This window comes from Sphingopyxis witflariensis (genome assembly GCF_002205635.1).
Lineage (GTDB): Bacteria > Pseudomonadota > Alphaproteobacteria > Sphingomonadales > Sphingomonadaceae > Sphingopyxis > Sphingopyxis witflariensis.
Genome location: NZ_NISJ01000005.1, coordinates 52,895 through 65,756, shown reverse-complemented (window position 1 = coordinate 65,756; position 12,862 = coordinate 52,895). Strand labels below are relative to the sequence as shown.

General features: G+C 62.5%; 10 protein-coding genes. 6 read left to right on the top strand and 4 right to left on the bottom strand.

Annotated elements, in window-relative coordinates:
* The first annotated feature begins 10 nt into the window (after positions 1-10).
* The 6 genes from kdpB to CDQ91_RS10775 all read left to right on the top strand — a co-directional run bounded on the left by kdpB (position 11) and on the right by CDQ91_RS10775 (position 7,566).
* Positions 11-2,050: a potassium-transporting ATPase subunit KdpB gene (gene kdpB / locus CDQ91_RS10800; protein ID WP_088472745.1), complete on the top strand. Its 2,040-nt coding sequence runs from the start codon at positions 11-13 to the stop codon at positions 2,048-2,050.
* Positions 2,051-2,062: 12 nt separating this feature from the next.
* Positions 2,063-2,656, top strand: coding sequence for a potassium-transporting ATPase subunit KdpC (gene kdpC, locus CDQ91_RS10795; RefSeq protein ID WP_088472744.1), 594 nt, complete (start codon positions 2,063-2,065; stop codon positions 2,654-2,656).
* Positions 2,657-2,727: 71 nt separating this feature from the next.
* The gene (locus CDQ91_RS10790; protein WP_419722559.1) at positions 2,728-5,325 is read left to right on the top strand and encodes a DUF4118 domain-containing protein; all 2,598 of its coding nucleotides are present in this window, start codon (positions 2,728-2,730) and stop codon (positions 5,323-5,325) included.
* Positions 5,325-6,011 (top strand): response regulator transcription factor, encoded by a 687-nt coding sequence (locus tag CDQ91_RS10785; protein WP_088472742.1) that lies wholly within the window; start codon positions 5,325-5,327, stop codon positions 6,009-6,011. Before CDQ91_RS10790 ends, CDQ91_RS10785 begins: the two co-directional genes overlap by 1 nt.
* Positions 6,012-6,130: 119 nt before the next feature.
* Positions 6,131-6,463: a hypothetical protein gene (locus CDQ91_RS10780; protein WP_088472741.1), complete on the top strand. Its 333-nt coding sequence runs from the start codon at positions 6,131-6,133 to the stop codon at positions 6,461-6,463.
* A gap of 77 nt (positions 6,464-6,540) precedes the next feature.
* Positions 6,541-7,566: a flavin reductase family protein gene (locus CDQ91_RS10775; protein ID WP_144036755.1), complete on the top strand. Its 1,026-nt coding sequence runs from the start codon at positions 6,541-6,543 to the stop codon at positions 7,564-7,566.
* Positions 7,567-7,706: 140 nt separating this feature from the next.
* On the opposite strand, the gene CDQ91_RS10770 is transcribed toward CDQ91_RS10775, so the two are convergent.
* The 4 genes from CDQ91_RS10770 to CDQ91_RS10755 all read right to left on the bottom strand — a co-directional run bounded on the left by CDQ91_RS10770 (position 7,707) and on the right by CDQ91_RS10755 (position 12,854).
* A complete protein-coding gene (locus CDQ91_RS10770) occupies positions 7,707-10,253 on the bottom strand; it encodes a TonB-dependent receptor (protein ID WP_088472739.1) in 2,547 nt (848 codons plus the stop codon).
* A 397-nt stretch (positions 10,254-10,650) separates the two neighbouring features.
* On the bottom strand, positions 10,651-11,727 hold the full coding sequence (locus CDQ91_RS10765) for an aromatic ring-hydroxylating dioxygenase subunit alpha (protein ID WP_088472738.1): 1,077 nt from the start codon (positions 11,725-11,727) through the stop codon (positions 10,651-10,653).
* A gap of 159 nt (positions 11,728-11,886) precedes the next feature.
* Positions 11,887-12,354: an Lrp/AsnC family transcriptional regulator gene (locus CDQ91_RS10760; RefSeq protein WP_088472737.1), complete on the bottom strand. Its 468-nt coding sequence runs from the start codon at positions 12,352-12,354 to the stop codon at positions 11,887-11,889.
* Positions 12,354-12,854, bottom strand: a complete 501-nt coding sequence (locus tag CDQ91_RS10755; protein WP_237245938.1) for an Lrp/AsnC family transcriptional regulator — start codon at positions 12,852-12,854, stop codon at positions 12,354-12,356. Before CDQ91_RS10755 ends, CDQ91_RS10760 begins: the two co-directional genes overlap by 1 nt.
* Between the last annotated feature and the right edge of the window lie 8 nt (positions 12,855-12,862).

The window sequence follows — 12,862 nt, the reverse complement described above, 5'->3', positions numbered from 1 at the left end:
GGGGGCCGATATGGCACGCGCAGACACAAAATCGCTGTTCACCGCCGACCTGATCGTTCCGGCGATCGGTGACGCATTTCGCAAACTCAAACCCAAGGAACTGGTCCAGAACCCGGTAATGTTCACCACCGCGGTCGTCGCGGTGCTGCTCACCATATTGCTCGTCGTCGGGCAGGATGGCCTTGCGACCGGCTTCAAGCTGCAACTCGTCATCTGGCTCTGGCTCACGGTGTTGTTCGGCACCTTTGCCGAGGCGCTGGCCGAGGGGCGCGGCAAGGCACAGGCGGCCTCGCTGCGCGCCGCCAAGGCCGAACTGACCGCCAAGCGGCTCAAGGGCGGCGACGCCCGCCAGATCGAAAATGTTCCCGCGAGCGCGCTCAAAATCGGTGACATCGTCCTCGTCGAAACCGGCGACCTCATTCCGTCGGACGGCGAAGTCGTCTTTGGCGTCGCGTCGGTCAATGAGGCGGCGATCACCGGCGAAAGCGCGCCGGTGATTCGCGAGGCGGGCGGCGATCGCTCGGCGGTCACCGCGGGCACGCGCGTCATATCGGACGAGATCCGCGTGCGGGTGACCGTGGGTCCGGGGCAGGGCTTCCTCGACCGGATGATCGCACTCGTCGAAGGCGCCGAACGGCAGAAGACGCCGAACGAGATCGCGCTGACCCTGTTGCTTGTCGGCCTGACGATCATCTTCCTGATCGCGGTCGGCACCATTCCGGGCTTCGCCTCTTATGCGGGCGGCGCAATCCCCGTCAGCATCCTTGCGGCGCTGCTCATCACGCTCATCCCGACGACGATCGCGGCGCTGCTCTCGGCGATTGGCATCGCCGGCATGGATCGTCTCGTGCGCTTCAACGTCCTCGCCAAATCGGGCCGCGCGGTCGAGGCGGCGGGCGATATCGACGTGCTGCTGCTCGACAAGACCGGCACGATCACGATCGGCGACCGGCAGGCGAGCGAATTCCGCCCGGTCGGCGGCGTTCAGGTCGGCGAACTGGCCGAAGCGGCGCTGCTCGCGAGCCTCGCCGACGAGACGCCTGAGGGCCGCTCGATCGTCGTTCTGGCGCGCGAACGGTTCAACGTCACGACCCAGGCGCTGCCGTCGGGCGCCGAGGTCATCCCCTTCACCGCGCAGACGCGCATCTCGGGGGTCCAGATCGGCACGTCGATCATCCAGAAGGGCGCCGTCGATTCGGTGTTCAAGGCCAATCCGGGGGTCGAGGAAACCGCGGCCGCCACCGAACTGCGCCGTATCACCGACGAGATCGCGCGTGGGGGCGGCACCCCGCTTGCGGTGGCGGTCGACGGCAAGCTGCTCGGCGCGATCTTCCTGAAGGATATCGTCAAGGCGGGCATCCGCGAACGGTTCGGCGAATTGCGCCAGATGGGGATTCGCACGGTGATGATTACCGGCGACAACCCGCTGACCGCCGCGGCGATCGCCGCCGAAGCCGGGGTCGATGATTTCCTCGCGCAGGCAACGCCCGAGGACAAGCTCGAACTGATCCGCAAGGAACAGCAGGGCGGGCGGCTCGTCGCGATGTGCGGCGATGGCACCAACGACGCGCCCGCGCTGGCGCAGGCCGACGTCGGCGTCGCGATGAACACCGGGACGCAGGCGGCGCGCGAGGCGGGCAATATGGTCGACCTCGACAGCGATCCGACCAAGCTGATCGAGGTCGTCGGGCTCGGCAAGCAATTGCTGATGACCCGCGGTGCGCTCACCACCTTCTCGGTCGCGAACGATGTTGCCAAATATTTCGCGATCATCCCCGCGATGTTTGTCGTCCTTTACCCGGGGCTTGGTGTGCTCAACGTCATGGGGCTGGGGAGCCCCGAAAGCGCGATCCTGTCGGCGATCATCTTCAACGCCCTCATCATCCCGCTGCTCGTCCCGCTCGCGCTGCGCGGCGTCGCCTACAAGCCGATGGGGGCGGGGCCTTTGCTTGCCCGCAACCTGGCCGTCTATGGGCTGGGCGGTCTGATCGCGCCGTTCATCGGCATCAAACTTATCGACCTGGCCGTTGGCGGCCTCGGTCTCGCCTGAGGGAGCATAACCATGGGCAATGATTTCACATCCGCATTGCGACCTGCGATCGTCATGACGATCCTGTTCGCCATCCTGCTCGGCATCGGCTATCCTCTGGCGATGACCGGTATCGGACAGACCCTCTTCCCTGCCCAGGCCAATGGCAGCCTGATCCGCGATTCCGGGGGCAAGGTCATCGGTTCAACCGTCGTGGGGCAGGCCTTCACTTCCGAACGCTATTTCCAGACCCGGCCTTCGGCCGCGGGTGATGGTTATGACGGGCTTGCCTCGTCGGGCTCGAACCTCGGCCCGACCGCGCAGGCGCTGACCGATCGCGTCAAGGCCGACGTCGAAAAGCGGCAGGCCGAAGGCGTGACCGGGGCGGTTCCGGTCGATCTCATCACCGCCAGCGGCTCGGGGCTGGACCCCGACCTGTCGCCCGCAGCGGCACTGGCGCAGGCGCCGCGCATCGCCAAGATCCGCGGATTGCCCGAGACCCGCGTCCGTGCGCTTGTCGCGGCCGAGACCAAGGGCCCGATGCTCGGTTTCCTCGGTGAGGACCGCGTCAACGTCCTCGCGCTCAACCAGGCTCTCGATCGCCTTGGGGCCGGCCCGGCTCAGTGAGGGCGGGCGAGACAGATCGCCCTGATCCACAAGCCCTCCTGCGGCAGGCGTCGCAGGAGGGCCGAGGACGCTTGAAGATTTTTCTGGGTGCAGCGCCCGGCGTTGGCAAGACTTATGAGATGCTGACCGACGGCGCGGCGCGCGCGCGCGACGGGGTCGATGTGGTGATCGGCGTCGTCGAAACCCACGGCCGCGCCGAGACCGAGGCGCTGGTTCGCGGGCATGAGATCGTCGCGCGCCGCGCCGTTCCCTATGAAGGCCGCACGCTCCACGAGATGGATATCGACGCGGTGCTCGAACGCGCGCCGCGCCTCGTGCTCGTCGACGAACTCGCCCACACCAACGCGCCGGGGAGCCGACATCCCAAGCGCTTCCAGGATGTCGAGGAGCTGCTCGACGCCGGGATCGACGTTTATTCGACGCTCAACATCCAGCATATCGAAAGCCTGAACGACGTCGTCGCGTCCTTTACCCGCGTCCGTGTTCGCGAAACCGTGCCCGATTCCATTCTCGAGCAGGCCGAGATCGAGGTCGTCGACATTCCGCCCGACGAGCTGATTGAACGGCTGAAGGCGGGCAAAGTCTATCTGCCGCAGGAAGCGACGCGCGCGCTGTCGCATTTCTTCTCCAAATCCAATCTCTCGGCGCTCCGTGAACTGGCGCTGCGGCGCGCGGCGCAGGCGGTTGATGCGCAGATGCTCGACCATGTCCGCGCGCTCGGGGTCGGCGGCACCTGGGCGGGTGGCGAGCGGATCGTGGTGGCGATCAATGAACTGCCCGGCGCCGACGGGCTGGTCCGCGCCGCCAAGCGCAGCGCCGACGCGCTCCATGCGCCGTGGACCGCCGTCTATATCGAGACACAGCGTGCGCAGTCGTTCGGCGAGGCGGAGCATCGGAGCCTTGCCGCGGTGATGAACCTCGTGACCCGGCTCGGCGGCGTCGTCGCGACGGTGCCCGCGACATCGATCGTCGACGGGCTCAAGGCGTTTCTGGTCGACGCCCGCGGGACCCAGCTCATCGTCGGCAAGACGCATCGCTCGCGCCTGTTCGAATTGCGCCACGGATCGGTCGTCGATCGCCTCGTGCGCGAGACGCCGGGGGTGGCGGTCCATGTCCTTCCGCTCGAGGTTTCCGCCGATGCGCCCGCGCGTTTTCGCATGCCGCGCGGGCCGTGGGGATCGCGGCGCGGTTATATGTGGACCGCGCTGATGGTCGCGGGGGTCACTGCCGCGGCGAGCGCGCTGTTCCATATCCTCGATCTCGGCAATGTCGCGCTGCTCTATCTGCTGCCGGTGATGGCGGCGGCGACGTTGTTCGGGCTTCGTACCGGGCTGTTCGCGGGGCTCGTCTCCAGCCTCGCCTATAATTTCTTCTTTCTGCCGCCGACGGGCACGCTGACCGTCAACAATCCCGAAAATATCATCTCGATCCTCGTCCTGCTCGGCGTCGCGGCGCTGACCAGCCAGCTGACTTCGCGGGTGCGGGCGCAGGCCGATATGGCGGCGGCGAGCGCGCGGACCAACGCGGCGCTTGCGGGCTTCCTGCGCCGCCTGACGCCGCTGAGCGATCCGGTCGAGCTGGCGCGCACGATCTGCGAAGATATTGCGCGGCTGTTCGATACGCGGACCGTCGTGCTGGTACCGAACGGGTCGGGGCTGGTGGTTCAGGCCGCCAGCGGCATGGATTTCCGGCTCGAAACGATGGAGATGGCGGCGGCGCAATGGGCGTATGACAATGCGGCGCCGACCGGCAAAGGGTCGGGGACGCTGGCGGCGTCGGACTGGTATTTCCAGCCGCTGCGCGCGGGCGACAAGGTGCAGGGGGTGCTGGGCCTCTCGAAGGATGATGGCGGCGATCCGCTGCGCCCCGATCAGCTGCCGCTGCTCACCAGCCTTGTCGATCAGGCCGCGCTGGCGCTTGAACGGCTCCGCCTCGAGGAGGATATGCGCGACGTCGAGGCGGTGCGCACCCGCGACCGGCTGCGCGCGGCCTTGCTCTCGTCGGTCAGCCACGATTTGCGCACGCCGCTGACTGCGGTGATGGCGGCGGCGGCCGAACTCCACCACGGCACGACCCCCGAACTCATCGCGACGATCGAGAGCGAGGCGGCGCGGCTCAACCGCTTCGTCGCCAATCTGCTCGACATGGCGCGGGTCGAGGCGGGAGCGCTCAATCTGAAGGTTGAGGCGGTCGATCTCACCGACGCCGTCGCGGGGGCGGCGCATGACGCGCGGCGCTCGCTCGAGGGGCATGCGATCGAGCTTGCCGTTCCGTCGGCGATGCCGCTGGTCAAGGTCGACCAGCAACTGCTCCACCATTGCCTGCTCAACCTGCTCGACAATGCCGGCCGCTATGCCGATCCCGGCACGCCGATCCTGATCGAGGCGGCGCACAGTTTCGGCATGCTCAAGCTGTCGGTGATCGATCAGGGGCCGGGGCTTCCTCCGGGCCGTGAGGCTGAGGTGTTCGAAACCTTCCGCCGCTTCGAAGGCTCCGACCGCGCGGTCGGCGGCACCGGGCTTGGTCTCGCGATCGTTAAAGCCTTTTCGGAGGCGATGGGGATGACGGTCGAGGCCGCGAACCGCAGCGACGGCAGCGGCGCGCGCTTCAGCCTGTGCTTCCCTTCCGCCCTCATCGTGCGCAACAATAGCCCGGAAAGCGAGTATTGATGTCCGCCAAAATTCTTGTCGTCGACGATGAGCAATCGATCCGGCGCCTGCTTAGGAACACGCTCGAACGCGCCGGGCATCAGGTGATCGAGGCCATCGACGGACGCAGTGCGCTCGCGATGGCGACGGCGGAAAGGCCCAATGCGGTGCTGCTCGATCTCGGCCTGCCCGATCGCGACGGGCTGGAACTCGTGCCCCTGCTCAAGAAGGAGGGCGACACCGTCATTCTCGTCGTGTCGGCGCGCGATGCCACCGATCAGAAGGTCGCGGCGCTCGACCTTGGCGCCGCCGATTATGTCACCAAGCCGTTCGACGGCGAGGAATTGCTCGCGCGGCTGCGCGTCGCGCTGCGCCATCGCGGGGTGTCCGAAACCGCGCCCAAAATCTTCCGCAAGGGCGATCTGGAGGTCGACCTCGACCAGCGTATCGCGCGGCGCGGCGGGGTCGAGGCGCATCTGACGCGCAAGGAGCATGACGTGCTGGCGCTGCTTGCCGCCAATGTCGGGCGCGTCGTCACGCATCAGCGTATCCTCGCGGCGGCGTGGACTGGCCCCGAAGAAGCGCCGGTCGAATATCTGCGCATCGTGATCCGCAATCTGCGGCAGAAGATCGAGGCCCCCGGCGCCGTCGGCAGCGTCATTGCCAACGAGCTGGGCGTCGGTTATCGGCTGCTTGGGGACCACTGAAACAGAGCGCATCGGACCGGGCCTTCGGGCTTTACGCAAAGACTATGCCGAGGTCCGGAATCGCTCTCGAATTGCTACGCGTCGGGGCATAACTGCTTGGCTACATCAAGGAATGTAGCATGCGGCACTGGCATCAAGACAAGCGAACCGACATTGGACTGCGCTTCGCGGGCGCGGCGCTTTGGGGCCTAGCCTGGCTTGCGGCCCGGCAGCTCGCCGCGCTCCATCTGACGCAAACCCATGCCGATCCCGATATGTGGGCCGTCGTGCTCGCCGCCGCCGCCTTTCTTTTCGCGAGCTTCGGTGCGGTGCTCATTACCCAGGGGCGCCATATTTTCGATCGGGTCGAGATATCCGAACGCTGGCGGATCATTCCGCCACCTGGAATGGAGGCGGAATCAGTGATAAAAATTCCCGATATGGTTCAAAATTCTTCTATCATGAACCGTTGAGAGGGGAAGGAGTTCGTTTTCGAGAGTGCTGTTCGGCGCGCGCGATCGTTGAATTGACGGACGGCTTTTCGCTGCAAATGCTCATCGACTATGCTGAAACATGTTCCGTTGATTTCGCGGATATGCTAGCGTTTTCCATGATGAATCAGGATAGTTTTAGCACGCTCGAATTCCGGAATGCATTGGGCAGTTTTGCGACCGGGGTCACCGTTGTTACGACGGCATTGGACACGGATTGCCCTGTCGGTGTCACCGCAAGCAGTTTTAATTCTGTTTCGCTCGATCCTCCACTGGTTCTGTGGTCGCTGGCCAAAACGTCGCAGTCGCTGACGGCGTTTCGCGATAGCGGACATTTTGCGATCCATGTTTTGAGTTCCAATCAGGAACTTCTGTCCAACCGCTTTGCCCGTGCCGGCGAGAACAAGTTTCAGGATGTGGTGTGGGAGGCCGGGACCTTGGGGTCGCCCGTGCTGCGCGAATATTCCGCCAAGTTCGAGTGCAAGACCGTTCATCAATATGAAGGCGGCGACCATATTATTTTCGTCGGCGAAGTGGTGACGTTCGATCATCGCGATCATGCGCCGTTGCTATTTCATGCCGGAAAATATGCGGAGTCCCGCCCGAAGGTCGCCGCCGAAATCATATCGGGGGTGGAGTTAGAGCAGGGTCGCTTCACCGAGGATTTCTTCCTTTATCTTTTGTCGCGCTCGCATTTTCAGACATCGCGTCCGACATGGGAAAAGCTTGCGGAACTCGGGCTCGATCAGGTGGAATATTTCACCATATCTGCAGCGGCGATCAATGGGCCGGTCACGCTCGATTATTTGCAGGCCGCGTTGCAGCATACCGGCCATGATCCCGATCAGGCAAAGCTCGATGCGATGGTCGAGCGGCATTTGCTCATCGAGCAGGATGGCGCTTATGGGCCGAGCGAGCGGGCGAGGGAGGATTTCCTGGAAATCCTTTCGGTCGCCAAGGCGTATGAGGATGATTTGCTCGAACATTTTTCGGCGAGTGAGATTGCCGAAGGCAAGCGGATCCTCAAGAAAATCATCGAATTGAGCGGAGAGGCGATTCCGCCGCTTTGGCCTCGGCCACAATAGATTTCCGCGTGACGGCAGCTTTCGCGGTTATCGTCGCGCGCTGCCGACATCTGATTCCATAAAAAATGCCCATCCTGACCAAGGTCAGGACGGGCATTTTTATGGAGTGAGGAGACCGCGATGGCCTCCTCAAAGATCGATCAGAACTTCATTCCGACGGTGACGCCATAGGTGCGCGGATCGGCGAAATAGCCGCCGGCATAACCCAGCGGACCAAAGTCGATACCGCGGATCATATCCTTCGCATTGGTGAGGTTCTTGACCCACAGCATGACCCGCGCATCGCCGCCGCCCAGCGGCAGCTTCTCGATCGCCAACTGAGCATCGACGAGATCGCGCGGATCGCTCTTCAGCGCTTCGTTGAACGGCGATGACAGCGCGTTGCTGAAATTATAGCGCCCGTCTTCATGGGTATAGCCCACGCGTCCGACGATCATCGTGCCGCCCGATCCGATCGGGAATCGGGCGTTGAGCGCGATATTGGCGGTCAGCGGCGCGGTATAGGTCGGGCGCACCACCGATGCGATGTCGACCGCCGGAGCGCCCGACGTGGGCGATTGGCCAGCCAGGAAGGACTTGGTCTTGATATCGACATAGCCGATCGTGCCGTCGATCGAGAAATTGTCGGTGAGCGACGCCTGAAGATCGGCCTCGATACCGGTGTAGGTGACCTTGCCGGCGTTGCCGATCCGCGAAGCGAAGGTGCCGGCGGGCGCGTCGGTGACCGGAACGATGACCGCCAGATCGTCATATTCATTATAATAGCCCGCGATATTGAGGCGGACGCGGCGGTCGAACAATTCCGATTTCACGCCGAGTTCATAGGAAGTCACGGTTTCCGGCTTGAAGCTGGGCAGGGTAGTCGTTCCGGTGATCACCGGATCCTGTGCGTTGAAGCCACCCGAACGATATCCGGTCGCTGCGCGCGCATAGACGCTGACTTCGGGGGTGAATTCATAGCGCGCCATCGCGTTCCAGGTGAATTTCCTGAAGCTGCCTTCGCCCGATTCGATCCGCGCCAGCGGAAGCGCGCCATTTTGCGTGCGGGCCATCCGCTTATTGTCCCAGGTGTAACGGCCGCCGAGCGTCAGGCTGAGCCCGCTATCGCGGCCAGTCGGATAGATGGTCGTCTGTCCGTAAATGGCCTTGGATTCATTGGTGGCGGAATAGTTCAGCACCGCGGGCGTTACGACCGCGCGATAGCGGGCGGGGTTGGCCGCGACGAACTGCGGTCCGAGCGGTCCGAAGTTTGCCGTGAAGATGCTGTTCGTGTCGAGAATGAAGGCGCTGGTCTGAGGGTTGTTTTCGGTCCCTTTTTCCCAGAAGTAAAAGCCGCCGACGACCCAGTCGAGCAGGTCGCTATCGCCAGACACCTCAAGTTCGGTACTGAACTGTTTTTGGCGCTTGCGATGGCTCGTATCGAACAGGTCCTGCGTTGTCGTCGGGACTGGCGAAGCTGCAATGAACGGCCGTGCTGCCGCCGGAATGGTTGGAATGAACGCGAGTAGTGCTTCGGGCATACCGTTGAACAGCGTCGCGTTCGAGAAGGCTGGCCCGCTTATGGTGCCGAGGCCATCGAGGTCGTTCCCCGTATTGACGCTGGTATAGGTGCGATAGCCGCCGGTCAGCTTAACGGCAAAGGCCTCGAAGTCATTTTTGATCTGGAGATTATGGCCCCAGGATTTGTCGGTCGTCTGCTCGTCCGAGTTCAGGCAAATCTTGTCTCGATAGGAGCGGGTCGGGGCGCCGAGCGCCTGACAGCCGGGTTCGAGGAAAGTAGCGCCGGCAAGATATTGAGCAACCGGTGCCTGCTGCGTCACGACCACCGGCTGACCATCGACAATTTGCGGCGGGTTGAAAGTGCCATTGGCGACGTGGGTCAGCTGGAATGCGGTGGGGTTGCCGCTGATCCTGCTCCAGTCGAAAATATACTGGATGCTGCCCGTGCCGCCGAGTTCAGCCAGCGCAGCAACGCGAAACGCATCCGACTTGCGCGATCCGGGGTCGCGTGATTTCCTGGGTTCCAGGATATTGTCGACGGTGCCGTCGCGCTCGCTATGGGCATAGCCGAAGCTGGTTTTCAGGCCGCCGAACAATTCGCCGCTATCGATCGCGATCTTGCCGTTCCAGGCGTTGAAATTGCCATAGCCGGCCTCGGCGCTGAGGCGGAATTCGTCCGACGGCTTGCGCGAGACGAAGCTGATCGCGCCGCCCGTCGTGTTGCGGCCGAACAAGGTGCCCTGCGGGCCGCGGAGGATTTCGACGCGTTCGAGGTCCATCACGCTCATGCCGGCGGCGCTGGAGCGCGCGACATAGACGCCATCGACATAAACGGCATTGGCCATGTCGAGCCCGAAGGTCTCTTGGGCGCCAGAGGGGATGCCGCGGATCGAGATGACCGCCGCGCTATGGTTGGTGGTGGCGGGGGAGATGGTCAGATTGGGCGCAAGGCCCGAGAGGTCGCGGGTGTCGTTGATTTGCAGCTGTTCCAGCTTCGCCGCGCCGATGGCGCTGATCGCGATCGGAACATCCTGCAAATTCTGTTCGCGCTTCTGCGCTGTGACGACGATGGTATCCAGATTGGATGCTTCGCTATTGCTTTCCTGCGCCAAGGCAGGCGCCGATATCGCGAGGACGCTGGCCCCGATCGCGAGAAATCTGGAAATGCTCCGGTAATGGTCTGACATTCTTCCCTCCCTGAAGTGGTGGCTCCTTGCCGGAACCATTCTTGCTGGGATTGAAGGAGTATTCGTATAAAAAGTCAATCTCAATTACGCAAATCACGAGAATTGTGATGATTGGACCATCAAGATGAGATATTTTTGCATATATCAATCCGCAATTGATGTGCGTCGGCCGTGATTCGCGTGGCAGGTTCGGGCGTGCGATCGCGGGTTCGTCGCCCCGGCGAGTCAGAGGTCGTGTCGTGCGATCGAGTGCTAAGTGGGGCGGTGCGCGCGCCGTTCATGAATCGTCATTGCGAGCGGAGCGAAGCAATCCAGAACGGTGCAAGGCCGCCCTGGATTGCTTCGCTCCGCTCGCAATGACGGCTTGGATTAGCCGAGGCCCATCACCACCGGAAGGTCAGGCGGCGTCGTCCCAGGGGTCACGCGTGGTGCCGCGCGAGATGTACAGGCCGTTGACGCGCGTTTGATATTGCGCCGCAGCGGCCCGCGGGTTGTAAAATTGCTTGTACCAGATGCGCACCTTGTCGAAGGGTCCGTCGCCGCGGACCATCATCGGGTGGATGCACGGGCGCTTGTTGCCCCAAATCTCGAAATCCTGGGCAAAGGCCTGAACCCCGGCGTCGCCATAGGCTTTGGCGATCGCGACATCTTCGTCGGTCGGAACCGCGTTCGGCGATTTGACGAACAGGCCATACCAGACTTTGACGACGCCATCGTCGACCGGCGTGTGCGCGATCAGCATGTGCGAGGGATAGTCGCCGACCATTGCCGACTGGAGAATCCCCGGGCCGGTGTACCAGGTGTCGTTGGTCATGCCTTCGTCGCCGCTGGTCAGCGTGCGGTGGCCGGCCTTCAATATCTGCCTGCAGATATGGCCGTCGAACTCATTTTCGAACAATTCCATGTCCTGACTGCCATGGACGGGGACGAGATGCCCCTTGTCGGCCATATTGTCGATGATCTCCTGCGGGTGGCTGCCAAGTTCGCCCAGATCTTCGATCGTCCAGTTGATCCACGTCGGGTCGTCCCATTGCGGGAACTCGGGTAGCGGATAGTCCGCTTCGCCGCCCTCGACGTCGTTCCAAACCCACAGGCAGCCCGCGCGCTCAGTCACCTGCCAGCTTTTCAGGCAGGCCTTTTTAGGCGGCGGGGCAGGGGAGTAGGGAATGTCGTTGCAGCGGCCGTCGGGTCCGAAGCGCCACGCGTGATAGGGGCAGCGGATATTATCGCCCTCGACCTGGGTGCCGTCGATCACGACATAGGATGTGGTGTTCTTTGCAAGGTGCGTGCCCATGTGCGGGCAATAGGCCTCCATCAAAAAGACGCGGCCGCTCTGACCGCGATAGAGGACCATATCCTCACCGAAATAGCGGACCGCCTCGGGCTTCGTGGTCGCATCTTCGGAGCGACCGATCATGAACCAGCCGCGCGGATAGGTGAATTCGCCGAGGCGATAGTCGTTCGTGGTTGCCATGTGCCATCCTCACCTGCGAATCTTTTCGAAGGCATGACTATCACGAATCGCAGAAAAATCAAATCACAATACGCGTATTGTGGAAAATTAGCTCATAATGCGAGCAACTGCGTAGCATAATATGGCATAGGTTACGCGACATGGGTTGGTTGCGGAACTTTAGTCGTCGGTGATGCGGACAATGCGGCTGTTATATTTCAGCGTCTTCACGACCACCGACGTTTCGACATGGTGAACCCCGCGCAGCGCGAGGATCTGATCCGACGCCACCGAATGCAGCTGTTCCAGATCGTCGAACAGACAAATGGCCAATATGTTGAACCGGCCCATCGTGATCAGCACGCTGGTGACCAGGCTGATTTCAGAGATCGTGTCGGCGATCGATTTCAGATTGCCCATGTCGGCCTGGATTCCGATGAACGCCAGCTTGCTCGCTTCGCCGAGATCGACGCTGGTGATCGCGGTAAACGACATCAGCTTTTCCTGTTGCAGCCGCTTGATGCGGCCGCGCACGGTTCCCTCGGTCACATTCAGTTCGAGGGCGATTTTGCGGTTCGACATGCGCGCGTCCTGCGACAGCATTTCGATCAGCTGGCGGTCCATCTCGTCGATCGGGCTATCCGCCATCAGTCTTCTCTTGCTTCAATGGGCGCGACGTCGAATTTATATTTGACGATATCGACAGCGATGGCGGGGATCATCGACCTGATGCCCTTGATCTTGCCGAACTTGTTCATCAGCAAATCGGGAAGCTGGTCGATGGTTTGGAGTACGACCAAAAGATCGATGTCGTACCGTCCGGTGGTCAGGTGCGCGGCAAACACTTCGGGAAGCGCGGCGAGTTCCTGGGCGACGTCGGTGGCGGGGCGGTTGTCGACCTCGATCGCGACCTCCATCAGCACATTATAGCCGTGGGCGCGGAAATCAGAGACCGCGACGACGCGCAGCTTGTTTGCATTTTCCATCCGCCGGATCCGGCTGGAGACGGTCGCCGCGGTCAGATTGAGTCCCTCGGCGATCTGCTGGTTGGTCGCACGTCCGTTGCGGCGCAGTTCGTCAATGATCGCGCGATCGGTATCGTCAATTTCAAAATCATTCTTCATCGCCGGACTTTTATTTCTTTTCACAGGCTAGT

Coding starts and splice junctions, on each gene's coding strand:
- CDQ91_RS10765 (WP_088472738.1), bottom strand. CDS start 11,727: ATGGCAACCACGAACGACTATCGCCTCGGCGAATTCACCTATCCGCGC.
- CDQ91_RS10780 (WP_088472741.1), top strand. CDS start 6,131: ATGCGGCACTGGCATCAAGACAAGCGAACCGACATTGGACTGCGCTTC.
- CDQ91_RS10760 (WP_088472737.1), bottom strand. CDS start 12,354: ATGGCGGATAGCCCGATCGACGAGATGGACCGCCAGCTGATCGAAATG.
- kdpC (WP_088472744.1), top strand. CDS start 2,063: ATGGGCAATGATTTCACATCCGCATTGCGACCTGCGATCGTCATGACG.
- kdpB (WP_088472745.1), top strand. CDS start 11: ATGGCACGCGCAGACACAAAATCGCTGTTCACCGCCGACCTGATCGTT.
- CDQ91_RS10785 (WP_088472742.1), top strand. CDS start 5,325: ATGTCCGCCAAAATTCTTGTCGTCGACGATGAGCAATCGATCCGGCGC.
- CDQ91_RS10775 (WP_144036755.1), top strand. CDS start 6,541: ATGCTCATCGACTATGCTGAAACATGTTCCGTTGATTTCGCGGATATG.
- CDQ91_RS10770 (WP_088472739.1), bottom strand. CDS start 10,253: ATGTCAGACCATTACCGGAGCATTTCCAGATTTCTCGCGATCGGGGCC.